This is a genomic window from Paenibacillus motobuensis (assembly GCF_039521865.1).
Lineage (GTDB): Bacteria > Bacillota > Bacilli > Paenibacillales > Paenibacillaceae > Fontibacillus > Fontibacillus motobuensis.
Genome location: NZ_BAAACX010000007.1, coordinates 54,447 through 80,027 on the forward strand (window position 1 = coordinate 54,447; position 25,581 = coordinate 80,027).

The 25,581-nt window shown below is 47.5% G+C and carries 21 protein-coding genes; 15 read left to right on the top strand and 6 right to left on the bottom strand.

Annotated elements, in window-relative coordinates; all coding sequences use genetic code 11:
- Window positions 1–45: 45 nt before the first annotated feature.
- The 3 genes from ABD014_RS05475 (at window position 46) to ABD014_RS05485 (ending at window position 4,076) form a co-directional block, all read left to right on the top strand.
- Window positions 46–1,014, top strand: coding sequence for a cation diffusion facilitator family transporter (locus ABD014_RS05475; protein WP_343858480.1), 969 nt, complete (start codon window positions 46–48; stop codon window positions 1,012–1,014).
- Window positions 1,015–1,091: 77 nt separating this feature from the next.
- Window positions 1,092–3,497: a single-stranded-DNA-specific exonuclease RecJ gene (recJ, locus tag ABD014_RS05480; RefSeq protein ID WP_343858483.1), complete on the top strand. Its 2,406-nt coding sequence runs from the start codon at window positions 1,092–1,094 to the stop codon at window positions 3,495–3,497.
- A 60-nt stretch (window positions 3,498–3,557) separates the two neighbouring features.
- On the top strand, window positions 3,558–4,076 hold the full coding sequence (locus ABD014_RS05485) for an adenine phosphoribosyltransferase (RefSeq protein ID WP_343858486.1): 519 nt from the start codon (window positions 3,558–3,560) through the stop codon (window positions 4,074–4,076).
- Between the two features lie 93 nt (window positions 4,077–4,169).
- Here ABD014_RS05485 and uraA read toward each other — a convergent pair whose 3' ends face one another.
- Complete coding sequence (gene uraA, locus ABD014_RS05490) at window positions 4,170–5,456, bottom strand: uracil permease (RefSeq protein WP_343858489.1); 1,287 nt, start codon at window positions 5,454–5,456, stop codon at window positions 4,170–4,172.
- A gap of 445 nt (window positions 5,457–5,901) precedes the next feature.
- The gene (locus ABD014_RS05495; protein WP_127002078.1) at window positions 5,902–6,249 is read right to left on the bottom strand and encodes a DUF4870 domain-containing protein; all 348 of its coding nucleotides are present in this window, start codon (window positions 6,247–6,249) and stop codon (window positions 5,902–5,904) included.
- Between the two features lie 303 nt (window positions 6,250–6,552).
- Here ABD014_RS05495 and ABD014_RS05500 point away from each other — a divergent pair, with 303 nt between their 5' ends.
- From ABD014_RS05500 to ABD014_RS05530, 7 genes are all read left to right on the top strand, one after another.
- Complete coding sequence (locus ABD014_RS05500; protein ID WP_343858494.1) at window positions 6,553–8,730, top strand: RelA/SpoT family protein; 2,178 nt, start codon at window positions 6,553–6,555, stop codon at window positions 8,728–8,730.
- Window positions 8,731–8,776: 46 nt separating this feature from the next.
- Window positions 8,777–9,223, top strand: coding sequence for a D-aminoacyl-tRNA deacylase (gene dtd / locus ABD014_RS05505; RefSeq protein ID WP_343858497.1), 447 nt, complete (start codon window positions 8,777–8,779; stop codon window positions 9,221–9,223).
- A gap of 558 nt (window positions 9,224–9,781) precedes the next feature.
- The gene (locus ABD014_RS05510; protein WP_343858500.1) at window positions 9,782–10,228 is read left to right on the top strand and encodes a hypothetical protein; all 447 of its coding nucleotides are present in this window, start codon (window positions 9,782–9,784) and stop codon (window positions 10,226–10,228) included.
- A 698-nt stretch (window positions 10,229–10,926) separates the two neighbouring features.
- Window positions 10,927–12,174, top strand: coding sequence for a histidine--tRNA ligase (hisS, locus tag ABD014_RS05515; protein WP_343858503.1), 1,248 nt, complete (start codon window positions 10,927–10,929; stop codon window positions 12,172–12,174).
- 63 nt (window positions 12,175–12,237) lie between these two features.
- Window positions 12,238–14,016 carry an aspartate--tRNA ligase gene (gene aspS / locus ABD014_RS05520; RefSeq protein ID WP_343858505.1) on the top strand — a complete coding sequence of 593 codons (1,779 nt, stop codon included), beginning with the start codon at window positions 12,238–12,240 and terminating at the stop codon, window positions 14,014–14,016.
- Window positions 14,017–14,335: 319 nt separating this feature from the next.
- Window positions 14,336–15,091 carry a tRNA threonylcarbamoyladenosine dehydratase gene (locus tag ABD014_RS05525; protein WP_343858508.1) on the top strand — a complete coding sequence of 252 codons (756 nt, stop codon included), beginning with the start codon at window positions 14,336–14,338 and terminating at the stop codon, window positions 15,089–15,091.
- A 134-nt stretch (window positions 15,092–15,225) separates the two neighbouring features.
- On the top strand, window positions 15,226–17,349 hold the full coding sequence (locus tag ABD014_RS05530) for a HelD family protein (protein WP_343858511.1): 2,124 nt from the start codon (window positions 15,226–15,228) through the stop codon (window positions 17,347–17,349).
- A gap of 110 nt (window positions 17,350–17,459) precedes the next feature.
- On the opposite strand, the gene ABD014_RS05535 is transcribed toward ABD014_RS05530, so the two are convergent.
- On the bottom strand, window positions 17,460–17,759 hold the full coding sequence (locus tag ABD014_RS05535) for a CD3324 family protein (RefSeq protein WP_068779822.1): 300 nt from the start codon (window positions 17,757–17,759) through the stop codon (window positions 17,460–17,462).
- A gap of 383 nt (window positions 17,760–18,142) precedes the next feature.
- On the opposite strand from ABD014_RS05535, the gene ABD014_RS05540 reads away from it, so the two are divergent.
- Window positions 18,143–19,450, top strand: a complete 1,308-nt coding sequence (locus ABD014_RS05540; protein ID WP_343858516.1) for a replication-associated recombination protein A — start codon at window positions 18,143–18,145, stop codon at window positions 19,448–19,450.
- A 152-nt stretch (window positions 19,451–19,602) separates the two neighbouring features.
- Here the strand turns inward: ABD014_RS05540 and ABD014_RS05545 are convergent, their stop codons facing one another.
- Together ABD014_RS05545 and mnmA are read right to left on the bottom strand one after the other, a co-directional pair.
- Entirely contained in the window at window positions 19,603–20,784 is a 1,182-nt protein-coding gene (locus ABD014_RS05545) for a polysaccharide deacetylase family protein (RefSeq protein WP_343858519.1), read from the bottom strand.
- A 310-nt stretch (window positions 20,785–21,094) separates the two neighbouring features.
- Window positions 21,095–22,216 (bottom strand): tRNA 2-thiouridine(34) synthase MnmA, encoded by a 1,122-nt coding sequence (gene mnmA, locus ABD014_RS05550; protein ID WP_343858521.1) that lies wholly within the window; start codon window positions 22,214–22,216, stop codon window positions 21,095–21,097.
- A gap of 259 nt (window positions 22,217–22,475) precedes the next feature.
- Between mnmA and cymR the strand changes: the two genes are divergently transcribed.
- The gene (gene cymR, locus ABD014_RS05555; protein ID WP_127002063.1) at window positions 22,476–22,895 is read left to right on the top strand and encodes a cysteine metabolism transcriptional regulator CymR; all 420 of its coding nucleotides are present in this window, start codon (window positions 22,476–22,478) and stop codon (window positions 22,893–22,895) included.
- Between the two features lie 74 nt (window positions 22,896–22,969).
- Here cymR and ABD014_RS05560 read toward each other — a convergent pair whose 3' ends face one another.
- Entirely contained in the window at window positions 22,970–23,353 is a 384-nt protein-coding gene (locus ABD014_RS05560; RefSeq protein WP_343858524.1) for a DUF1259 domain-containing protein, read from the bottom strand.
- 192 nt (window positions 23,354–23,545) lie between these two features.
- On the opposite strand from ABD014_RS05560, the gene ABD014_RS05565 reads away from it, so the two are divergent.
- From ABD014_RS05565 to ABD014_RS05575, 3 genes are all read left to right on the top strand, one after another.
- The gene (locus ABD014_RS05565) at window positions 23,546–24,700 is read left to right on the top strand and encodes a cysteine desulfurase family protein (RefSeq protein ID WP_343859685.1); all 1,155 of its coding nucleotides are present in this window, start codon (window positions 23,546–23,548) and stop codon (window positions 24,698–24,700) included.
- 87 nt (window positions 24,701–24,787) lie between these two features.
- Window positions 24,788–25,303: a PRC-barrel domain-containing protein gene (locus tag ABD014_RS05570; protein WP_343858526.1), complete on the top strand. Its 516-nt coding sequence runs from the start codon at window positions 24,788–24,790 to the stop codon at window positions 25,301–25,303.
- Window positions 25,304–25,328: 25 nt separating this feature from the next.
- The gene (locus ABD014_RS05575; RefSeq protein ID WP_309159536.1) at window positions 25,329–25,535 is read left to right on the top strand and encodes a hypothetical protein; all 207 of its coding nucleotides are present in this window, start codon (window positions 25,329–25,331) and stop codon (window positions 25,533–25,535) included.
- Window positions 25,536–25,581 lie beyond the last annotated feature (46 nt).

A 25,581-nucleotide genomic window follows, 5' to 3' on the forward strand; every position in this document is an offset into this window, starting at 1 on the left:
GGCTCTATCATTCTTTATTAGTTCTCGGGTTTCAGGGGGGATATCATGAGACGCGAACAAACTGTTGCTGTTGATTCCATTGCTGCAGTAAGTATGGCAAGCAATTTTGCCCTAACAACATTAAAAGGAATCGTAGGTATATTGTTCAATAGCTATGCTCTGCTGGCAGATGCATTATTCTCATTAGCTGAAATTTTATCTACAGTCAGTTCTTCGTTAACAGATGCATGGAGACGATTCTATGAGCACAAATCACCGCTTTCCCGGCAGGACCCGGCGCAGAAGGCGAAATCGTTTCTGCCTATTGCTGTATTCATAGCTGTCTTGATTTTGCTAGGTGCAATGCAGACGATAATCACAACGGCAATGGCGATTTTCGAAGGAAATATCCTTGCGCCAGGTTATGTAGCTGGTGTGGTTGTGGTTGTCTCTCTCGTCGTGAAGGAACTCGTTTTTCAGATACAGTATCGGTCATCATCCGCTTGGGCTGAGAAAGAGCGCGAAGCTTATGTCGAGAACCACCGTTATTCGTTGTACTGCTCAATAATCGTCATGCTGGGTGTATTCGGCGCGATGGCGGGTCATGCTCTGGATATACCGATGATGCTCTATTTCGATCCAACAATGGCTATCATCGTGGCTATTCTCGTAGCCTACAGAGCTTATATTATGGTTCGTAGGGTGATTAACAGTGCGCTGGCTACAACGTTGTTCCAAGAGGATACAGAGCGATTCATAGAGACCGTTCAGCGCGTCCATGGAATTATTACCGTCGAAGATTTACGCGCACAAGAGCAGGGGCATTATGTGAGAGTTATCGCTAAGATTAGCGTAAATCCGCAGATTACGGTTACAGAGGCAAATGATATCGCCAATAGAGCCAAGGTACTGCTCATGCATCGCTTCTCTCATGTGAATGATGTCAGTATTCTTGTTCTACCTTATGATGCAGGCTATCCCTATAAGAGCAATCAGCTCGGGGCGAATGACGATATGCCGAACCTGCTGCAATAATAGTACCAATTATACTTCCTGTTTCACTTCGCAATCAATATCGGGGGGATCGACTGGAGAAAGAGGGTGTAAAGTCATTGCTTCAATCGAAATACCATTGGAATATATCTTCTTGTGACTTGGAGGTCTCTCGTCAACTGCAACAGCAGTTAGAGATTCCGGCTCTGCTGGCATCACTATTAGTGACGCGGGGAATTTCCAGTTCCGAGGATGCTTCGAAATTTCTGGATCACTCCTTAATGGAGCTGCATGATCCATATCAGATGAGTGGAATCGAGGAAGCGGTTCCAAGAATCCGCAGGGCGGTGGAAGCCGGGGAGCGGATATTAATATACGGGGATTATGATGCAGACGGGGTATCGTCAACCGCTCTTATGATTGAGCTAATGCGAACGCTGCAGGCGAATTTTGAATTCTATATTCCGCATCGCTCGAAGGAAGGGTATGGATTACATAATCATGTTCTCAAACAGGCTCATGACAATGGAGTCAGCCTGATCGTTACGGTAGATACCGGAATAAGTGCAGTGGAACAAATCGCTTATGCTGCTGAACTAGGCATTGATGTGATTGTTACCGACCATCATGAGCCACCGGCAAAGCTGCCAGAAGCTTATACGCTGATCAATCCGAAGCTTTCCTATTGTCCATATCCGTTCAAAGGATTGGCTGGCGTTGGTGTTGCATACAAGCTAGCCTATGCTCTGCTAGGGAAGGACACTCCCGCTGCATGGCTTGAGTTGGTAGCCTTAGGAACCATAGCGGACCTGATGCCGTTGACGGATGAGAACAGAGTGCTTGTTCGCATGGGGCTGGAGCAGATGTCAGCTTCTTCCTTCCCAGGCATCTCAGCCTTACTTCATACTGCCGGGTGGAATCAGGGAGAAGTGACCTCTACGAATGTTGCCTTCGGTCTAGCACCACGTATCAATGCGGCAGGGCGAATGAGCCATGCATTCAGCGCGCTCGATGTACTAACCGCAACGAGCATGGAAGCGGCAGAGGACTCGGCAGAGAAGCTGGATTTGCTCAATAGAGAGCGACAGCAGCTTGTTGATGATATCGCAGGTGAAGCGTTCGAACGAATTGAGGCAGAAAAAGCTGCTGGGACGCTACCGGATGTGCTCGTTGTTGCCGGAGAGGGCTGGAATGTCGGAGTAGTCGGCATTGTAGCTTCTAAAATACTGGAACGATACTACCGCCCGACTCTGGTGCTGGGCATTAATGCTGCCACCGGGGAGTGCAAGGGATCGGCGCGTTCCATCCCGGGCTTTGATGTCTATGAAGCCTTAACGTATTGCGATGCGCTGCTTGACCATTATGGTGGCCATCCTTCCGCAGCAGGTATGTCATTGCATAGGGATCGTCTGGAAGAGTTCGAACAGAGGCTGAATGAGTTTGCTCGGAAAATACTTAAGCCAGAGCATTTCATTCCTTCCCTGCAGGCAGATCTCGAATGCAGATTGCGGGAGATCACGCTGCCAGTGATTGAACAATTGGCCCAATTGGCGCCGTTCGGAATGGGGAATCCATCCCCGCGCTTGCTCGTTCATGGCGCCGAACTTGTAGATTATAGACAGATGGGCAAGGATGGCAAGCATTTGAAGTTGACGATCCGTCAGGATGGAAGTATGATAGAGGCCGTTGCTTTTGGAAAAGGGGAAATATTCAATCTTTTAACACCGGAAGCGAGAGTTGATCTAGTTGTAGAAGCCGGGATCAATGAATGGAACGGTCAGCGTAAACCGCAGCTGTTCATTCAGGATATTTCGATTCCGCATCTGCAGGTGTTTGATTATCGCGATCCGCTGGACCCTGGCATTAAAATCGAGGAATTACAGCAGGGTATCTTGAAGACTTCATATTGTAGCGCAGGATCGATGGCTGCGGTCTCCAGTCGTAGAGCTGATTTGCTCGCTGTTGGCCATTTGGAGGGAATTTCGGTCTGGGTCTATGACCAGGAACAGGGGATTAGCCCTGGCAGTTCTGAATCGGATCATGGAGATGCGGTTACAGTAAAAACATTATTTGTAATAGAATTGCCGGAGTCGCCGGATATTTGGAATAAAATGTTAACTAGTTTCATTAATCTGGAACGGGTATTTCTGCTTCATCCACGCTTATCGGTAGATACGATCGAGGCCCCTTCGCGGGAGCGTTTCAAACAGGTCTATGTATTTCTCAGGAAATATGCTGGTCAGGATGAATGTCCAGAAGAACGGGTTATTGCTGAATTAATGTCCCGTTTTGGAATCTCTCGCCGTATGTTATATTTTATTCTGGATATATTTGTAGAATTGGATTTCATCGTTCGGCGTGAAGGACGGATTACAGTAAATCCTGCGCCATCTAAACGTCCGTTAGAATCGGCATCAGGCTATCAAACCTTAGGTCTGCTTGCCGAGATGGAGCAAATATTGCTTCATGAAGAAATACCACAAATTACGGAATGGATCACCTGTCAATTGCAGGGGGTTTCATAGCATTGAATTTTATTCAAGTCTTACGCTGAAGTCTATTTTATTTTGATGGAGGAGATTTTGTTGGATTTAAAACCGTATATTCGCGTCATTCCTGACTTCCCACAGCCAGGCATCAGCTTTAAGGACATTACGACCTTGCTGAATGATGGTGAGAAATACAAGGAAGCAATCAATGCGATTAAAGAGATGGTAAGCGAATTGGAGATCGATGTCATCGCTGGACCGGAAGCCCGTGGTTTTGTTGTGGGAGCTCCGCTTGCTTATGCGCTCGGAGTTGGTTTCGTACCGATCCGCAAGAGCGGCAAGCTACCGTATGAGACGATTGAAGTCGGATACGATCTTGAATATGGCAAAGATAAATTAGCGATGCATAAGGATGCCATCAAGCCTGGACAGAACGTATTGATCGCTGATGATTTGCTGGCTACAGGTGGCACCATCGCAACTTCTGTCAATCTCGTTCGCGAGCTAGGCGGCAATGTTGTAGGTACGGCTTTCCTGATTGAACTCAGCGAGTTGAACGGGCGTGCGAAGCTGCCTGACATTAATGTATTCTCTCTCGCAAAATATGATTATTAATTAGTACATCTGAATTCAACTTTTTAATGATACAGCAAGGGCGGTCTCCCAGTAGTTCACTACTGGGAGACCGCCCTTGTCTATATTATAAAATTAAGCAGCGTCTTCTTTCTCGTTGGAAAGGCCGAAATGCTGGATGAATTTGAAGAACAGGCTGAGCACGATACCTACAATCGTAGCTAGAGCCATGCCTTTCAATTGCACACTGCCGATTTTTAATGTAGCGCCACTAAGTCCAACCACAAATACGACGGTAGCAAGAATCATATTCGTTGCTTTGGAGAAATCGACCTTCTGTTCGACGAAGATGCGAAGACCTGATGCAGCTATGACACCGAACAAGAGCAGCGATACTCCGCCCATAACCGGTTCTGGAATATTGGCAATAACGGCGGTGAATTTGCCTGAGAAGGAGAGCAAGATCGCAAAGATGGCGGCTCCTCCGATTACATAAGTGGAGTACACCTTGGTTAATGCCATGACCCCAATATTCTCACCGTAGGTCGTATTTGGCGTGGAGCCGACAAATCCGGAGAAGACGGTAGAAATTCCGTTACCAAGCAAGGATCTATGCAGTCCTGGATCTTTCGATAGATCTTTGCCGACAATGTTACCTGTAACGAGCAAGTGACCGATATGTTCGACGATGACGACCAGTGCAACAGGGATGATAGTAATGATCGCCGCAGAGTTCCATTGAGGTGTCGTTACGGTTGGCATGGAAAGCCATTTTGCGGCGCCGATTGCTCCGGTTTTCACTTCACCGAGAATTAGAGCGAGGATATAGCCGACCACGATTCCGATCAGGATATGAATGATCTTAGGGAAGCCGCGGAAGAGTACTGCACCGAGAATGGTTACTCCGAGGGTTACTAGTGACAGAGTAATAGTTGTAGCATTTGGAACAAATGGTTCGCCAGGATTTTTAGAGATCCATCCGGCCATACCGGCAGCTACTGGAATCAGTTCAAGACCGATTAATGCTACGATAGCGCCCATGGCTGCTGGCGGGAATACAATATCAATCCACTTGGTTCCAGCATATTTTACGAGTAATCCTACTAGGATGAAAATAAGACCGGTAATGACGAAAGCGCCCAAAGCTAGTGAATATCCATTGCCCGGGTATTCTTTGAGTACTAAGCTAACAGGGGCGATAAAGGCGAAGCTTGATCCGAGATAGGCAGGGATTTTGCCTTTACAGATAAAAATGTAGAGCAGGGTGCCAATTCCGTTCATCAGCAGGATCATGCCCGGATCTACGCCGAATAGATTCGGTACAAGAACTGTACTGCCAAACATGGCGAATAAATGCTGAATACTTAACAGTACGCCAGGCCCGAAAGGAACTTTCTCATTAACTTGAATTTCACGTTGCAAGCAGGGTCACTCCTCTATTTTATTTAACGTTCTTAAGGCATCCCTAATATGATAAGGACAATCTTGACATTTTTCAACAACAAATTTAGTTCGGGCCAGGCTATCCTTCAGAATACCCCGTGTAAAGTTGAATATTTTCATTCGTACACTGCAGGTAGTTTGGAGCACAGAAACCAAAAAAAGGCCCGGTATTTGCATTTCTGCAAATCCGGACCCAGGTTCAATACTTCGTGATCAAAAGCGGACTTTTTGAACTACCTAATTATATGAATGTTCAATAAGACTGGTTTTCAGCACCGAGAAGGTTGGATGAAGCTAGGGTCAGAGGAGCGGAGCGTACGTAGTAGGTACGTGAGCACCGGAAGAGCCGGGTGAATTCAAGATTCGATGCCGAGAACACTTCTAGGTTTGCTTCGTGATCAAAAGCAGACTTTTTGAACTACCTTTAGAAGCTTCTGCTGAGCTGTTCGGCGTAATCGCCGACGATAGGCAGCTTCGTCTGCTTCCCTTGCAGGGCAAGGAGCATAAGTACGATCCATAGCACAAAAGAAAGCGGCCAAACAATAAAAGCGATAATCGCTCCGATGATCGGAATGAAACCTAGAATAATATTAATTAGGGTTAAGGCGCCAAAGACGATGAGAGATTGGGCCGCGTGGAACTTAACAAATTGGCTTTTCTTCTCGATAGCGAGGAAGATGATACCTGAAATGAAGCTGAATACGTAACATAGAAGACCGGCCACTTTTGGGTCTAATCCGGTCGAGGATGGATCGACATTCACATTGTTCATAAGAATGGGATTCCTCCTAATAAGAAATAAAATCGAGATTTTCTGCTATATGGATATTCGTCAGTATGGGGGATAATTCCTCCCAAATATAAAACATTATTTTCAAATAAACGGGTAAATAGTTGGAAGCTGTCGGACAGATTCAGTACAACCATGCACAGGCTACTAAAATCGAGACTCAATAGTTGACGGCAAGGTATGTAAGAGTCATAATTATAGGAAATCAAAAATGGGGGTATAGTGCCCTCTAACGTACAAATCTCAATCTAGATTTATATATAGAAAGGACTCGGACTGGATTCAATGGGCATAGAGCGATTACTTGAAAAGGCGTCCGCCTATATAAAAGAACCGGATCTTCCTCGTATTCGGGTGGCGTATGATTTCGCGGAGCAGGCCCACCATGGCCAGCTACGGAAATCTGGAGAACCGTATATTCTGCACCCCTTGGCGGTGGCGGATATCGTCGTTAGCATGCAGATGGACATTTTGTCGATTATTGCAGCGCTTCTTCATGATGTGGTGGAGGATACTACCGTCTCCTTGAAGGAGATCGAGAATCAATTCGGCACGGAATGCGCCTTGCTGGTTGATGGTCTGACTAAGCTCGAACGGATTAAGTTCCGTTCCAAGGAAGAGCAGCAGAATGAGAATTATCGGAAAATGTTTATAGCTATGGCGCAGGATATTCGCGTGATCGTGATCAAGCTTGCCGACCGCCTTCACAATATGCGAACCTTGAAATATCAATCAGAAGAGAGCCAGCGTCGTATTGCCTATGAGACACTGGAAATTTTCTGTCCGATCGCAAATCGACTCGGTATCTCGGCCATTAAATGGGAAATGGAAGATATTGCGCTGCGTTATTTGAACCCTCAGCAGTATTACCGGATCGCCAATTTAATGCGCAAGAAACGGGCAGAGCGAGAAGAATATATTGCGAACGTGATCGGGCGGATTAGAGAAAAGCTAGAGGAAATGGGGGTAGAAGCTGATCTATTGGGCCGCCCTAAGCATATCTATAGTGTCTATAAGAAAATGACGACGAAGAACAAGCAGTTTAATGAGATTTATGATCTGCTTGCTATTCGTATTATCGTGAACAATATCAAGGATTGCTACGCAACCCTCGGAATTATCCATACTTTATGGAAACCGATGCCTGGGCGTTTCAAAGATTATATCGCAATGCCTAAGGCGAATATGTATCAATCCCTCCATACGACCGTGGTTGGGCCAAACGGCGAGCCGACAGAAGTACAAATCCGTACCTGGGAAATGCATCGAACGGCAGAGTATGGGATCGCGGCGCATTGGGCCTACAAGGAAGGAAGCTATACGGGTGGTCCGGAGAACAAGATGACGTTCTTCAATGAAATTCTCGAGCTGCAGCATGAAGCCAAGGATGCTTCAGAGTTCGTGGAATCACTTAAGATGGACTTCTTCACCGATTTGGTGTTCGTGTTCACCCCTTCCGGAGAGGTCATTGAGCTGCCCGCGGGTTCTGTTCCGCTCGATTTTGCATATCGCATCCATACGGAGGTTGGCAATCGAACGATCGGGGCCAAGGTGAATGGGCGGATTGTTCCACTGGATTGCCAGTTGAAGACAGGGGATATCGTCGAGATATTGACTTCGAAGCATTCCTACGGACCGAGTCAGGATTGGCTGAAGATCGCGCAGTCTTCCCATGCCCGTAGTAAGATTAAGCAATGGTTCAAGAAAGAGAAGCGCGAGGAGAATATTGAAAAGGGACGCGAAGCGATTGAACGTGAGCTGAAGCGCGCCGGTATCGATGCATCATTATGGATGACGGATGATAAATTGTTGGATGCTGCAAAGAAATATTCTTTCAATGATATCGATGATATGCTGTCGGCCATCGGATTTGGTGGGATTACGGCAGCACAAATATGCACCAAACTTACAGAGAAGCTGCGCAAGGAGCAGGAAGAGAGCAATTCCATCGAGCTGACTTCGGAGATCAAAGAAGTGAAGCCGGGGCCAGAGGCCCGTAAGTCTCGTCCGACCAATGGTGTTGTCGTGAAGGGGATCGATAACCTGCTCGTGCGCTTCGCCAGATGTTGTAATCCGGTTCCGGGGGACGAGATCGTTGGATACATCACTCGGGGACGGGGCGTGTCTGTACATCGCAGTGACTGTCCGAATATTCCCCATGACGGAGAAGGCGAAGAGGCAGCACGTATTATCGAAGTAGAATGGGTTGGAGCGATCGAAGCCAACTATAGTGTTGATATCGAGATCACGGGTCATGATCGGCGCAACTTCCTGAATGAAGTTCTTCAAGCTGTATCGGAGAGCAAGACGAACATTTCTGCAGTGTCAGGGCGCTCGGATAAGAACAAAATGGCTCAGGTTCATATGACTATCCTCATTCGCAACACAGATCATTTGCAGTCCGTCGTCGAGAGGATCAAGCGTGTCAAGGATGTCTATACAGTACATCGGATCATACAATAGCTTTTTCTGAATATGTAATTTCAAGAGGAACGGAGTTAATGCAGAAATGAAAGTCGTCTTACAACGGTGTAAAGAAGCAAATGTAACAGTACAGGGTGAGGCCGTTGGCTCAATCGGGCAAGGCCTGATGCTGCTCGTTGGGATTACGCATGAGGATACGGAGAAAGAAGCCGCTTATTTGGCCGAGAAGATTGCCGGATTGCGGATTTTTGAAGACGAGGAAGGGAAGATGAATCTTAGCGTTACGGATATCGGGGGAGCCATCTTGTCGGTATCGCAGTTCACGCTTTATGGAGACTGCCGTAAGGGCAAGCGTCCAAGCTTCATCGCTGCTGCTAGACCAGAGCAGGCTGAGCCTCTCTATAATCGCTTCAATGAGATGCTGCGTGAGAAGGGTCTTGTGGTGGAGACTGGTCAATTTGGCGCCAATATGGACGTCGCTCTGACGAACTGGGGACCTGTTACCATTGTGCTGGACAGCCCTAGCGCTTGACCGTTAGTTAATCGACCGCTGTATGTTACGGATAAAGGGCTCCTTCACTGGATACCCTTCTATGTAGAGAGTTCAATAAAGTTACCGGGATTGGGTTCAATCATGGCGACTTGTTGGACAAGCATTTGCCGCATAGAAGATGATCAGTGAGGGAGCTTGTTTGTTGTGCGCCAATCCTTAAAATCAAAAATATGGCAGAGTCTCTCACACATCCCGGTAGGGAGCTGTAATGAGGCTGGAAAGCTGGCGAAGTCTGGGCAGAAGGACGAGTTCGAATCCTTGCGCGATTTCAGGCCTTTTAGTGAATATCTGCCGCGTCGTTAAGCAGGAGTAAAAGGTGGTCTTGCTTTGTTCGTTAAGTATGAGTTCAAAAAGTCTGGTTTTCAGCACCAAGAAGGTTGGATGAAGCTAGGGAGTGAGAAGCGGAGCGTACGTAGTGTGTATGTGAGCACCGGAAGTCCCGGCTGAATTCAAGATTCGACGCCGAGCTGACTTCCTGTTTCACTTCGTGATCAAAAGCGGACTTTTTGAACAACCTTTATAAGGGAGTGATTAAGGGTGTCCAAACATATACAAGCTTATTTCCGTAATGAGGACGAGGCTGAAGGTGCCAGAGCAAGCTTGATGGCCTTTCAGGCCGATGACGTTGAGGTTGGGCGATTGTCCGACTCGGTAGCTCGAAGCGATTGGTCTGCTCCTGCCTTCTACCCGATGAGCAACAACGGCTTTACAGTTGCCTCCGGACCTGGGACGATGTCTGCACAAGGATTATTCCATGTCGTTGACATGGGGGGTGGCGATGTACGCGGCGATCTGGATGGAAGCAATAGTGCGGATGCTGACCATGGAGATACGGTCAGAGGTGATGCACGGAATGACACAGTAGCGAATGCTACGGACCAGTTCCAGTATACGCTCAGCGCTAAAGTAAGTGATACTCAGTATGAGCAGGCAGTTCTTAAACTACGGTCTATGGGGGCCTATATTGAGTCGGATAATATGTGATCTTTGTAATCTAACTGTAACATTGGCTTCACAGTCCTTTAACATAGCCTGTTTATAATAAAGACATGACCCCCTTTTTAATATATACTTTTGAACCTGTACCCCGTTGGTAACAGGTTTTTTTCTTGTATATGGGACTTGACTTTGTCGCATTAGTTAATTAAAATCAAAAAATATATATTAGTTTGATACTAGTTTAAATAAGCGTTCAAAAAGTTTGCTTTTCAGCATCGAGAAGGTTGGATGAAGTGCGCTTTTTGAAACACATACCGATTTGATGACGGGACGAGTACTTCAGCCCCACACCCACAGAGAAGAATCCCTGACTGTTCAATATGCTGTATGGCGGTATCACCGCTAGGTAGTAATTGAAGCAGCTGGCTGGAAGGATTCCGGTTGATGATTGAAGGAAGGACTTCCCCGAGAACTGGCGGCGAAAGGCATTTGCAATTGTAATTGCGTGGAATGCTTAGTAGACGTACAGCGTTAACGGGCGTTAACCGTATGAAGCGAATGCTGGCGAGATTAATGTATACCGTACATAAGTGCTGTATACGGAGCGAATTCTCTTGCACGTATTCGGAATGTGGGTGGTACCACGGGTGATATGAAAATATAATCTCTCGTCCCTGTTATAGATGACAGGGGCGGGAGTTTTTTTATTTTCGAGCAATTCATAACGATGGAGGATCGATATTATGGCTTTTCAGAAACCGACAGGTACACAGGATTTGTTGCCGGGCACGGTGGAAAAATGGCAGTTCATCGAAGAGAAAGCGCGCGATTTATGTCGGCGTTATAACTACAAAGAGGTTCGTACACCGATATTTGAACAGACCTCGCTCTTTGAACGCGGCGTCGGTGAGACGACAGACGTTGTTGAGAAGGAAATGTACACTTTCACGGACAAAGGGGACCGCAGCATGACACTGCGTCCGGAGGGCACTGCCGGGGTTGTACGCGCCTATGTGGAGAACAAACTGTACGGAGAGCCGGATGTGAGCAAGCTGTACTACATCGGACCGATGTTCCGATATGAGCGCCCGCAGGCCGGACGACAAAGACAGTTCCACCAATTCGGTATTGAAGCGTTCGGAGCGACAGATCCGGCGATTGATGCAGAAGTAGTGGCGCTCGGTTATCAGTTCTGCCGCGAGCTCGGTCTTCAGGATGTTAAAGTGGAGATTAACTCGGTAGGAAATGCGGAGAGTCGGGCTGCTTATCGCCAGACACTGCTTGATTTCCTTACACCAATGAAGGACACGCTCTGCAAGGATTGCCAGTCCCGTATGGAGCGCAATCCGCTGCGCGTTCTCGATTGCAAAATAGATCAAGATAAATTTGTGAATGCCCCTTCGATTCTGGATAGTCTGGATGAAGAGTGCACGACGCATTTTGCCAAGGTACAAGAGCTGCTCACCGCGATGGAGGTTGATTATGTCATTAATCCTCGTCTTGTACGCGGGCTTGATTATTACACGCACACTGCGTTTGAATATAAAGCTCAGGGGATCGGTGCGATCGATACGATTGGCGGTGGCGGACGTTATAACGGACTTGTCAGCGAAGTGGGCGGCCCGGATCAGCCGGGTATTGGCATGGCGATCGGTCTGGAGCGCATCGCTTTGATTCTGGAGAAGCAGGAGATTGGGATATTCGGGATCAGACCGCTTGATATTTATCTCGTAGCACTGGGCGAAGCGGCCGATAAGGAAGTTACGATCCAGACAGCCAAGCTGCGTCAGGCAGGCTTCTCGGCGGACCGCGATTATCTGGGGCGTAAGATTAAGGCTCAGATGAAATCGGCAGATCGGATGCAGGCCAAGTTCACAGCGATTCTCGGTGATGACGAGCTAGAGCGCGGTGAGATTATGCTGAAATCGATGGAGACCGGAGAACAGCGTAATGTGAAACTGGACGATCTGGCCAATGAATTAACGAAGTGACGAAATGAACAAGAGCTTCAAGTAAGCTTTTACTCATAAAAATGCAAAGGAGATATTTATATCATGAAACGTACTCATCAATGCGGAACGCTTAGCGCCGCGAACATTGGAGAAACAGTTACGCTGAACGGCTGGGTTCAGACCCGTCGCGACTTGGGTGGCGTACTGTTCATTGATCTGCGTGACCGCAGCGGCCAGGTGCAAATCGTATTCAACCCTGCTTATTCTGGCGAGGCGTTGAAGATTGCTGACAGAGTGCGCAGCGAATATGTCCTTGCTGTCAGCGGTAAAGTAGTGAAGCGCGATGCCGAGACAATTAACCCGAATATGCCAACCGGTGACATCGAGGTGCATATTACTGAGATCGAGGTGTTGAATGCTGCGAAGACGCCTCCATTCTTCATCGAAGATGGAGTGGAAGTGGATGAATCGCTGCGCTTGAAATATCGTTATCTGGACCTGCGCCGTCCTGAAATGCAGAAGACGCTCTGGCTCCGTTCCAAGGCAGCTAAAGTATTCCGTGACTTCCTCGATGGGGAAGGCTTTATCGAGGTGGAGACTCCGATCTTGACGAAGAGCTCTCCAGAAGGCGCACGCGATTATTTGGTGCCTAGCCGTGTGCATGCTGGTGAATTTTTTGCTCTGCCGCAATCTCCGCAACTGTACAAGCAGCTCCTTATGGTGAGCGGTGTTGAGCGCTATTATCAAATCGCCCGCTGCTTCCGTGACGAAGACTTGCGTGCTGACCGTCAACCGGAATTCACTCAGGTGGACATTGAGACTTCATTCCTGTCGCGTGATGAGCTGCTGGAAATGATGGAGAAGCTGGTTGTTCGTCTGTTTAAAGAGACGAAGGGGATCGATATTGAGACTCCGTTCCAGCGTCTTACCTATGCTGATGCTATAGGCAAATACGGCTCTGACAAGCCGGACCTTCGCTTTGGTCTGGAACTCGTTGACGTTAGCGATATCGTCGCAACCAGCGGTGTGAAGGTATTCTCCTCCGTTATTGAGAAGGGCGGAGAGGTTAAAGTCCTTAACGCGAAGGGTTGCGGAACCTGGAGCCGTAAGGATATCGATGATCTTGGACCCTATGCGGCACGCTATGGAGCCAAAGGTCTGGCTTGGGTACAGGTGAAGGAAGGAACGTTCCGCGGACCGATCGTGAAGTTCTTAAGCGAGCAAGAAATCGAGATTCTGAAAGAGCGTACCGGAGCTGAAGAAGGCGACTTGCTGCTCTTCTCCGCAGATAACAAAAAGGTTGTTGCCGATGTGCTTGGTGCACTTCGTCTGAAGATCGGACGCGATCTCGGCCTGATCGATGACAATGTCTATAAATTCGCTTGGGTAGTGGACTTCCCGCTGCTGGGCTGGGATGAAGAACAGAAGCGTTATGTAGCAGAGCACCATCCGTTCACCCGTCCGCGCGAAGAAGATCTGGAACTGTTCGATACAGATCCAGGCAAAATCCTGGCTCAAGCCTATGACCTCGTATTGAACGGCTATGAAGTAGGTGGCGGTTCGATGCGGATCTATAAGCGTGATGTTCAGGAGAAGATGTTCAACGCAATCGGCCTGTCGCCGGAAGAAGCGAAGGACAAATTCGGATATCTGATGGATGCGTTCGAGTATGGTACTCCACCACATGGCGGTATCGCCTTTGGTTTCGACCGACTGGTCATGCTGCTGGCTGGACGCTCCAACCTGCGTGAGACGATTGCATTCCCTAAGACAGCGAGTGCGACCGACCTGCTCATGAATGCACCATCCGAAGTAGATACGCCTCAATTGGAACAGCTGCATATCAAGCTGGCAACCAAGCCTCCTGTAGCTGCAAAATAACAATAATAGTCTCGGGCAATCTGCCCGAACAGACTATTTTATAGTGAGTTATACACGAGGACCTTACTCCGCTTGCTGCGGGGTGAGGTCCTTTTTTAAATCCCCAAGATGCTCCAATTTAGTACTATGAACAAACGAAAAACCCCTATTAAACCTATTGTTTAAATGTAATTTGTGTAAAACTTAAGGAGAAGCTTGAGTAGAGATGCATCGGGGTGATATGATGACAAACGGGACAATCTTCTGTATATTTAATGACGGTTCATTTGCATACAGGAAATTGAATTTATCGTCAGGGCTAATGGGAGGTATATGAATCATGCTTCATCAATTTTCACGAACAGAGCTGGCCATCGGAGCAGAAGGGCTGGAAATTCTGAAGAATAGCACTGTAGCGGTGCTGGGGATCGGCGGTGTAGGCTCGATGGCGGTGGAGGCTCTGGCCCGGACCGGAGTAGGCCGTATTATTCTAATCGACAAGGACGTTGTAGATATAACAAATTTGAATCGGCAAATTCATGCGCTGACGACGACGATCGGCCAGAAAAAAGCGGATCTGATGTGTGAGCGGGTCAAATTGATCAATCCCGAATGTGAAACGATCGCCTTGAATATGTTCTATACGGAAGAAACCTATGAGGAATTGTTCAAATATGATATCGACTATGTGCTTGATGCTTCGGATACAATCATTTATAAAATTCATCTTATTCTTGAATGCCGTAAGAGAGGCATACCGATGCTGTCCAGCATGGGGGCGGCGAATCGGATGGACCCTACGAAATTCCAAGTCGCGGACATCTCCAAGACTCACATGGACCCTCTGGCCAGAGTTGTACGTACGAAGCTTCGTGAGCTTGGCATCAAGAAGGGGGTTAAGGTCGTCTTCTCTACGGAGCAGCCGGTTAAACCGCGCGCTGAAGTAACGAAGAAGATCGTGCCTGCCAATGCGCCAGAGATTCGCAAAGCGAAGCAGCCTCCGGCAAGCAATTCCTTCGTTCCACCGGTCGTCGGTCTGATCATGGTCAGTGTAGCGGTACGAGATCTACTGGATAAAGGACAGACAAATAAATAATATTAAGAACAGACGCTACGGTGGTTATGAAGCCCCGGGCGTCTATTTTATTTGACAGCCTATTCGCTTTTTGTGGAATGCAGTGATATAATTGAATTCCTTTTGACAAATTTTATCTTAGGAGGTAACTGAAAGTGAGTGAATTTCAAAGTGCCTATCAAGAAGAGGAACGGAAGCTCGACCGTGCCCTGGCGAGTATTGATAATCAGCTGCAGCAGCTCCGGAGCATCCCAGTCTATGTAGGGGATGATTTCACGGAGCAAGCTCTCGAGGCAAGCAGGGAAGGACAGCGCCAGAAGCTGATACAGTCCGCACAGGAGCCTTATTTTGGACGCTTGGATTTTGAGGAGTCTGGCAGGGAGCTGATGCCGCTCTATATTGGAAAAGCGGGCGTGAGTGATGCAGTGGGCAAACAGCCGATGGTGATCGATTGGCGGGCTCCGGTTGCCAGCTTATTCTATTCTTTTACCGGTGGGGATTCAGCCTCTTACGAGGCTCCAGAAGGGTTAATCGAAGGAAAGGTCTCCCTGAAACGGAATATCGTAATCCGTCAGAGGAAGCTGGAGCGGGTTGTGGATACTTTCAATGAGGATGCCAACACTCCGGGGGTATCTGACGAGTTTCTCGTCTATCGGCTTGGTGAGAATAAGGATAATCGGTTGCGCGATATCGTCTCGACGATTCAGGCGGAGCAGGATCAGATTATTCGTGCCTTGAAAAATACCGCGCTGATCATTCAAGGGGTCGCGGGGAGCGGTAAGACGACAGTTGCCCTTCATAGATTGGCTTATTTGCTATATCAGTATAAGGAACAGATTAGAGCGGAGCGGATGGTTATATTCGCCCCGAACTTAATGTTTATCGATTATATCTCCGAAGTGCTGCCTGAGTTGGGCGTTGGCGATATTCAGCAATGCACATTTACCGATTGGGCCGCTAAGGTGATCGGACTTACGACTATACCGTCAGACGGTTCTGCAGGGCTGATGCGCTGGTTCGACAATCATGCACGTAAGCAGGAGAGACGGACGGAGCAAATTTATCCTGGCAGGTATAAAGGCTCAATGGAGTTCAAAAATTTGTTAGACGATTATCTACTGAGGATCGAGGCGGAGTGTGTACCTCGGGTTGATTTTGAGCCTTGGGACGGCAAGCGGCTGTCACGGGCTGAAATTATGGAATGGTTCGAAGGGGAGTATAAATACTATCCAGTGGCCCGGCGCAAGGAGAGGGTGTTGGCCCGGATTCACCGCTGGGTTGAAATGGAGCTGAAGAAGTCGCCTTCGGCTGCGGTATTGAAGGAACGGAAGAAGAAGGCTCAGCAGCGTGAGAAGGCTTATGCGAAGAAATGGCCCGAGCTGGATTCGCTCCAGTTATACCGGAATTTGTTCCAGGTGAAGAAGAATGCTGATTTTGCGGTGGAGGAGTTGCAAGCTCGAATCCCGGCAGCGGTCTGGAAAGAGACGAAGGACAGCTTGAAGAACGGAACCGTGCAGGAAGATGATTTAGCCGCACTATTGTATCTCTTCGCTGGAGTCAATGAATTGGATAGCACGCTGACCTTTGACCACATCGTAATCGATGAGGCGCAGGATTTCAGTCCTTTTCAGGTGGCAGTGCTGGATCGGTTTGTGAAGGGTCATTCTTTTACTATATTGGGGGATCTGTCGCAGGGCATTCATTATTACAAAGGAATTGATGATTGGCAAGAGATGCAGGGGCTGTTCGCTCAAGAAGAGACGGCGTATTACACTCTAACCCGGAGTTATCGCTCGACGATGGAAATTATTGAGTATGCCAATGAGATATTGAAGCGCGGAGTAGGTACTGACTTGCTGGCAGTTCCCGTATTCCGCAGTGGCGATCCTGTTCGGCTGCACGCGCAGTCCGGTGAGAGTAAGCTGAAGCTGATTAAGCAGGCTTTAACCAAAGTATTGAATGGCGAATATCGCACCACGGCGATTCTGACAAGAACGTTGGATGAGGCGAAGCAGATGTATGAGTCGCTTACGGCTGAGGGATTGACCGCTAATTTGATCGATGGAGACAAGACTCAATATGTGGGGGGAATCTCTGTTCTTCCCGTGTATTTGTCCAAGGGGCTTGAATTCGATGCCGTTATTGTCACGGATGTAGATACACAGCATTATGGGCCGCAGGATGCAAAGCTGCTGTATGTCGGATGCACACGGGCTCTTCATGAACTATGGCTGCTGTATGGGGATCAAATTCCTGATTACGTGGTGACAGAGGTATAGGTAAGGTTCCAAAAGGCCAGTTGAACTACCTTTATAGATAAAGTTAAAGACCGTCCGAAATTGTGTGAATGTTCGGACGGTCTTTTTTAGTTTCTTTTTCTTCATGATCTTCATTCTGTAACCGAAGCGACTTCTTTGAGAGAAGCACGCATTTTACACAATATTTTACGGATGCTCTCATCGGACAGGTAGTAGTCCTCAGCCAAATCCTTGACAGAGCGTCCGGTACGGTAATGATAATATATTTCCTCATTACGCTTGGCAATTTGCTTGCGGGTTCCGCTGAGTTCTCCCCAATGCGCTTTTGCGCGTTCCGGTTTGGGGATGTAGAGCAGCTCTCCTTGGATATAATACTGGAGCTCCTTCAGCAGCCTAGGGGGAAGCACATCCTTCCCATTTTTGTAATTCACGGTCATGTTCCTCCTTGCTCAGTAATTCGAATTTGGTATGCAAGTCAAGTAAAGTCAACATGGCTCGTTAATCCCCCTTTCGGCAATTTATTGTCGTTCATAACATTTATATTAGCATAGTCTGGTTCAAACGGAAATAAGAGGATGGCTGTAAAGCCACCCTCGCTGTTAGAGTTTCCGCGTTACGCGGAAACCACCTCAATCACTGAAATCACTTCGATCAGCCCCCTTTCACGTGATTCGTCGGCCCGACATCTATATTAACTCATATATTGTCAGCCGTTGGAAGCGAAAGAACGATTATAAATGTTTTTTACTATTGGTGTGCTAGAATAGAGGGAGTGTAGCCGCAATATTGAACTTGGAGTAAGGAAGTGAACGGTATGGATTTATTCTCTTATAGCCAGGAACAGAAGCCGTCGGGCCGCTTGCTTGCGGATCGGATGCGCCCTGCTTCCCTGGATGAATATATCGGACAAGAGCATATTATAGGACCTGGCAAGCTGCTGCGGCGGGCGATCGAAGCGGACCAGGTATCATCGATTCTGCTGTATGGTCCACCGGGCTGCGGCAAGACAACGCTTGCTCATATTATCTCGAACCATACGCAGGCGGAATTTGTCCGGCTAAATGCGGTGGACGCTTCCGTCAAGGATGTGCGGGAAGTGATTGAGAAAGCACAGAATGATAAAGCATTTTACGGTACAAAGACGATCTTGTTCCTGGACGAGGTACATCGCTTCAATAGTTCTCGTCAGGATGCACTTCTGCCAGCGGTGGAGAAGGGAACGATTATATTTATCGGCGCTACGACGGAGAATCCGTTCCATTATGTGAATGGCGCTCTGATGAGCCGCTCGACACTGTTCCAGCTTGAGCCGCTGAACAAGGAGCATTCGCTCTTGGCAATGCGCCGGGCGCTTGAGGATCGGGACAAGGGGCTTGGTTTCATGAAGCTCAAGGTGGATGAAGAAGCGCTGCAGCATATCGCCACGATGGCCAACGGCGATATTCGCCGGGCCTTGAATGCACTCGAACTGGCGGTACTGACGACACCTCCTCTAGAAGATGGAACGATTCATGTGACGCTAGAAGTCGCGGAGGAATCGATTCGTCGGCCGCTGGTCAAAGCGGATGAGTCCACGCAATATGATGTCTTATCGGCATTTCACAAGAGCATTCGCGGCTCCAGCGATGCAGCGGTGTTCTGGTTCCTGTATGCGGTCGAGAAGCTGGGCATGGATCCGATGACCTTCATCCGCCGCCTGATCGCGGCCAGCAGCGAGGATATCGGCCTGGCTAATCCACAGGCAATGGTGCAAGCGGTAAGTGCTCTGCAAGCTTACAGGAACAACGGTTGGCCCGAGGCCAGACTGAACATTGTTCAGGCTATCTTGTTCGCGGTGGAGAGCCCGAAATCCAATGGGGTAACGATGGCCATCGACAAAGCGATGATGGCGATCGAAGAGGTAAGGTCGGCGGAGGTGCCGCTTCATCTGCGGGACACTCATTACAAAGGTGCGGTTAAGCTGGGACATGAAGGATATAAATACCCGCATAACTATCCAGGCCATTATGTGAAGCAGCAGTACTTGCCGGACAGCATATCCAAGAGGATATTCTATGAAGCCACAGAGCAAGGCAATGAAGCCAAGATCCGGCATAACCAGGAGTTGCGACGCAGGCAGTAGTGAATACAGAATCCCCGTTCAGGCTAGGATATTGGATTACGGGGATTCTCCGCGTATTCTTGTTAAGCATTACGCCTCACATATGGATTAGCCTCAAAAAGCTCATAGAGTCGTCAATAAGTCTTATCGCAGTACCATGATATAATTGTCCATTACTCTTGGGTTAAATAGAGATGCTTACGATCGTTGTTCCAGTCCACCCGTATGCCGTTCAACGTGCAAAATTCGCGCAGCGGTATCATTACCTTGCCGCTATCATCTGTCCACACTTTGCCAAGAGACGGCTTTTTGACATCAAGGGATACTTTCCCGTTTTCCTCTTCTGACGACGTCTCTTTTAAGAGCTGGATCAATTCCTCAGGCGTCGTCTTAAGGCTGCCTGCATTGAAGCGATAAGCAATGCTGTCCTTTAGCGAAGTCATGCCTTCCTTTATCGTAAAACTGAGTTTAACGTCCAGCTTATTCAACACAGCCAGTACATGCTTGTTATAGACTCCGTATGGGAACGCAAGGATACCATAGGCATTGCCCAGTTCCTTCTTTAGCCTTTGCTCGGCCATCGATAGATCATGTGTAATACGTTGAATATACTCATCTTCAGACTCTGCTCTTTGCTTATCCTTCATGTACAAGGGGCTGGACAGCATGGGGCTTTCCACCCCCTCGGCATTGATCTCCGCATATTGATGAGAATCATATGTATGACTAAAGAAGCTCATACCGTACCCTTTCATCTCACGCATCTGATCCCATGTGATCTTCGGACGGCCAGTCTGATTGTCGACAGCGGATACGATAATAAAGTTAGTGGCGGTGTATCCGTATTTTCGCAATATTGGAAATGCCTTCGTATAGAAGCTCACATATCCATCATCAAAGGTCAGCAGTACCGCATTATCCGGAATGCTTGCGCCTTTTTGCATGAAGTTAGCGTATTCCTCCATGCTGATTACATGGAAGTCATTCGTTTTCAGCAGTTCCATATGTTTTTCGAATGTCGAAACTGGAAGGATCTGCGGTTCCTGCGGAATATCGTCGAGATCATGATACATAAGGACGGCAACTTGATTCGAGTAGTATGACTTCTTTTTCCCTGGTTCCTCTTCCTCGGTCAGCTGAATGCGCATACCTAGTTCTTGCTCAATAAAGGAAGTCGACATATGGAGTTGTCCATTCACCAGACGAATGTCGGCTTCCTTGACCTCCTGCCCGTTCAACGTAACGGTAATCGGCTGTTCTGTCATGCTCTTATCTGGGACACAGCCGGTCACTACAGCAAGTAAAAGTAAGACGGGTATAATCAGCTTGTTCATATTATTTTGGGTAATCTTCAAAAAAATCCCCCTCTTAGATGTTCTGCCAACAGTCTAGAGGAGAGAACTTAACGAATCCGTGCCCAAACCTTAAAGAATGCTTATCTTTTACTTAATATTTTTCAACCATTACTGAGGATTGATTAGTACACCAGTATCAAGGGCAGCCGCCTCCTGGGCAACGCCTTGGAAACTTTCATCTAACACAAAAAGAGAGGGGGTAATATCCCTCTCTTTTTGTGTTAGATGCCTGAGTGTCGCTTAGCTTCCGAAATAGCCGATTTTGCTCGATACACTGTTTGTTTATTACATTAATTACAACTGTAGTTGCTCAAGAATTTGGAATAGTAACCTTCTTCGGAGCCTCAATGGTACCGCCGCCGAGGCAAGCTTCGCCGTCATAGAAGACGACGGCTTGTCCTGGGGTAATAGCCTTCTGCGGTTGGTCGAAGACGACGCGTACGGTGCCGTCCTTGTTCGGGATGATCGTTACGCCTTGATCCGGCTGGCGATAACGGAACTTGGCTGTGCATTTAAACGGCTCTTGCGGCAGCTTGTCCTGACCGGCGATCCAGTTGATACCGGAAGCTGTCAGCTCGGTAGAGTAGAGGCTTGGATGCTTGTCACCTTGTACAACATACAGGATGTTGTGCTCTAGATCCTTCTCGGCGACGAACCAAGGCTCTCCATTACCCGATCCGCCGATGCCGAGTCCTTGTCGTTGACCAAGGGTGTAATACATCAAGCCGTCGTGACGGCCTTTGACTTCGCCGGTTACGATGTCAATCATGTCACCGGATTTGGCCGGCAAATATTGGCTTAGGAACTCACGGAAATTACGCTCACCGATGAAACAGACGCCGGTGCTGTCTTTTTTCTTCGCCGTGTATAAACCAGCTTCTTCAGCAATCCGCCGTACCTCAGGCTTCGGCAAATGACCGATCGGGAACATGGCCTTAGACAGCTGTTCCTGACTCAGGGCATTCAGGAAGTAGGTTTGATCCTTATTGCTGTCAATTCCTCTAAGCAGCTTGTATCCGTCAGCGTCATTGACTACGCGGGCATAGTGTCCGGTAGCGACATAATCAGCGCCAAGATCGAGCGCTTTCTGAAGGAACTCCCCAAACTTGATCTCGCGATTGCACATGACATCCGGATTTGGGGTGCGGCCGCGCTTATATTCTTCGAGAAAATAGGCAAAGACTTTATTGAAGTATTCTTTTTCAAAATTAACTGTATAGTAAGGGATATCGATCTGTTCGCAGACACGCCGTACGTCCTCGGCATCCTGCTCTGCAGTACAGACCCCGAATTCATCGGTATCATCCCAGTTTTTCATGAAAATTCCGATCACATCATAGCCCTGTTGCTTCAACAGCAGTGCGGTTACAGAGGAATCTACGCCACCGGACATACCCACTACGATGCGAGTCTCGCTATTTGGTTTAGACATATTTAATCACTCCTTTTGGACCGATATCGGCCTGTTCTTTATTGTAACATATACCCCGGCGATGTATACGATCAGTTTACCTTCAGCTGCATCGCCCCATAAATTGTACGATATTGATGAGAGATTTATTTCCCAAAGCCATAAAGGATATGATACGATAAGCAGAGGTAAGTGATAGGAATAGAGAGTTATACTATTCTCTTCTTGATCAAGGTTCCATTATATAAAGATTATTTGAAAATTGAAAGAGGTGGCTTCTTTGAAGATTTCTACAAAGGGACGCTATGGCTTAACGATCATGATGGAGCTGGCGGCAAAATTTGGCGAGGGACCAACTTCCCTGAAAAGTATCGCTGAAAAAAATCAATTATCGGAGCATTATCTGGAACAATTGATTGCCCCGCTTCGTAATGCTGGCCTCGTCAAGAGCATCCGCGGCGCGTATGGCGGCTACATCCTGTCCCGCGACGCCTCCGAGATTACAGCCGGGGATATTATCCGCGTACTTGAAGGACCGATCTCACCGGTGGATTTCACGGAGGAGGATGACCCGGCCAAACGTGATCTGTGGCTTAGAATCCGCGATAGCATTGCTGAAGTGTTGGATTCTACGACCCTGGAGGATTTAATTACATTCGAAGAGCAAAGTACTAAAGAGAACTATATGTTTTATATTTGAGAATTCTTTCTCAGGCAGAGAGCATAATAAATAATTACAAAAAGACTCCTCTTTGGGAGTCTTTTTGTAATTATTTATTTCTTAAGCACATCTAAGGCGGATCTTAATTTTCGGGCAAATAAGATTGGATTTTCGACAGACTCAAGATGTAGATAGAGAAGGCGTGGCTTATCGAACAGCCAATGGTTATGAATGGCGGTCACTTTAAGATTACGTTTACGCACTGCATCATTGAAACGTTGGACCTCGGATTGCAACAGCGTGATCTCTCCAGTATTTAAGGTTTTACCATTCTTAAGTGATTGAATAGTGATTTCGTGTTCGGTTTCGTAATTTCTACCTAGGATTTTTGCATTTAATTTTCTCTCGATCGTAATTGAGCAGCTTTTGCCATCACTCATTCCTTTTCCGCCTAGAATGGATGCCAGACGTTTGCAAAGTGCCTCGGATATTTTCACTTTCTCATCTCCCTCAAGATTTATATAGTAAAAATATGCAAATTATAGAGTAGAGGGTATGAATTTTCGTCTAAATTCATAAAGTTATGCGCTTGTTAACTGCAGGCCCATCGTATATTCTAATTTAGTGATTGTGCATACAACGGAAATTATTTACAACAGATTTTTAGGGATAAGGTGATAATCATGAATATGAACAATATATATTTGGATCATGCGGCGTCTACACCCATCCACCCCGAAGTGGCTGAAGTGATGATGAAGGTGATGACAGAGCAATATGGGAATGCTTCCAGCGTTCACTCCTTCGGACGTGCAGCCAAGAGACTGATCAGTTCAGCGCGGGATCAGGTGTCCGCTGTGGTAGGCTGCCGACCAGATGAACTGGTCTTCACCGCAGGAGGTACGGAGAGCGATAATCTGGCTCTGTTCGGAGTCGCTGCCGCCCGTGTGGAACGGGGCAAGCATATCATTACGACAATGACTGAGCACCATGCGGTGCTGCATACATGCCAAAGGTTGGAAAAAGATGGGTATGAGGTTACTTATTTGCCAGTCGATCGCTATGGTAGAATTTATCCGGAACAGGTTGCGGAAGCAATCCGTCCCGATACGATTCTCGTCTCGGTTATGTACGCGAACAATGAAGTTGGAACGATTCAACCGATCGCAGAGATCGGACAGATTACGGCTGAGCGTGACATCGCTTTTCATGTTGACGCTGTGCAAGCGTTAGGAGCGTTGCCGATCCGTCTTAGTGAATTTCCAGTCGATTTAATGAGCTTCTCTTCACATAAAATTAACGGCCCTCAAGGTGTAGGCGCACTGTATGTAGGCAAGAATATTAAGCTGGAGCCGCTGCAATATGGCGGCCTGCAAGAGCGGACTCGCCGGGCTGGCACCGAGAATATGGCCGGAATCGCTGGCTTCGCCAAAGCGGCCGAATTGGCCAAGCTTGAAATCCATGAACGGACAAGCCGTGATGAAGAGCTGCGCCGGACGCTGCTTACAGAACTTGAAGAACTGGTCGGCAGCAGCCACTATCATATTAATGGACATCCGGAGCATCATCTGGCTCATATCCTGAACATTAGCTTCCCGGAATGCGGTACAGAGACGATGCTCATGAATCTGGATATGGAGGGAATTGCTATTTCGAGCGGCTCGGCATGTACTTCAGGATCATTAGAGCCTTCGCATGTGCTTGAAGCGATGCATCTTCCGCCAAATCTTTTACAATCCGCGGTTCGATTTAGCTTTGGGTTGGGTAATACTATAGAAGAAATTAAAATTACTGCAAAAAAAATTGCAACCATTCTCGATCGTATACGTAGTAGAAAATATTAGTCGTTTTCTATCCAATCTGAGGGAGGAGGATTATGTTTTTTATTGCGGTACGTTCAGGGATGCCCTGCTATAGGAGGACAGCGTACTGTGAGGCTGCAGCAATTAATAGGACTTGCTGTATTTGATATAGAGAACGGCAGAAGGGTCGGGAAGGTGTCTGATATCCTGCTAGATCAGGACTGGGCCATCTCGGGTATTCAATTAGAGGGGAAGATGTTCTTCTCTCCGCATCTTAGAGCGGTCCCTTGGAATGATATCGTCGCATACGGCGAAGATGCCGTAATGATTCGCAATCAACAGGCTATCCAAGTATGGAATGCCGAGAATATACAGCTTACCTTCTTATCAGGTAGCGGCAGAATTAAGGAACTGCCCATTCTTACAGCGGACGGTTCGATGATAGGTTATGTTAGCGATGTTTATTTTGACCAGGAAATGGGTAATACAATTACAGGTATTGAAATCAGTGACGGCTTCTTGTCCGATCTGATCGAGGGTCGCAAGAAGCTTCCTTATATTTCGGAAATGACGAAGGGGGAGCATGCCATTATGGTCCCTGCAAACAGTGAACAAAGACTTCAGGAGAATGATGAATTCAGTTAAACGTATAGGATAGGTGATGTGTATGATGAAATGTCCAAATTGCAGTTCCAAAGATATTGGCAAGATCGGTTCGCACCAATATTATTGCTGGGGCTGCTTTATAGAATTGACTGTAAACGGAGATAAGATGTCGGTCTATCAAGTAGAAGAAGATGGAACCCTCAGTTCTCTGGATGATTTGTTCTTTGGTGATGAATCCATGCAGGATTTCTCGCAAGTACATCTCTCTTAAATGAAAACGACCGTCTGATTGTAACGAGCTCTTCTCCTTTTTTCAG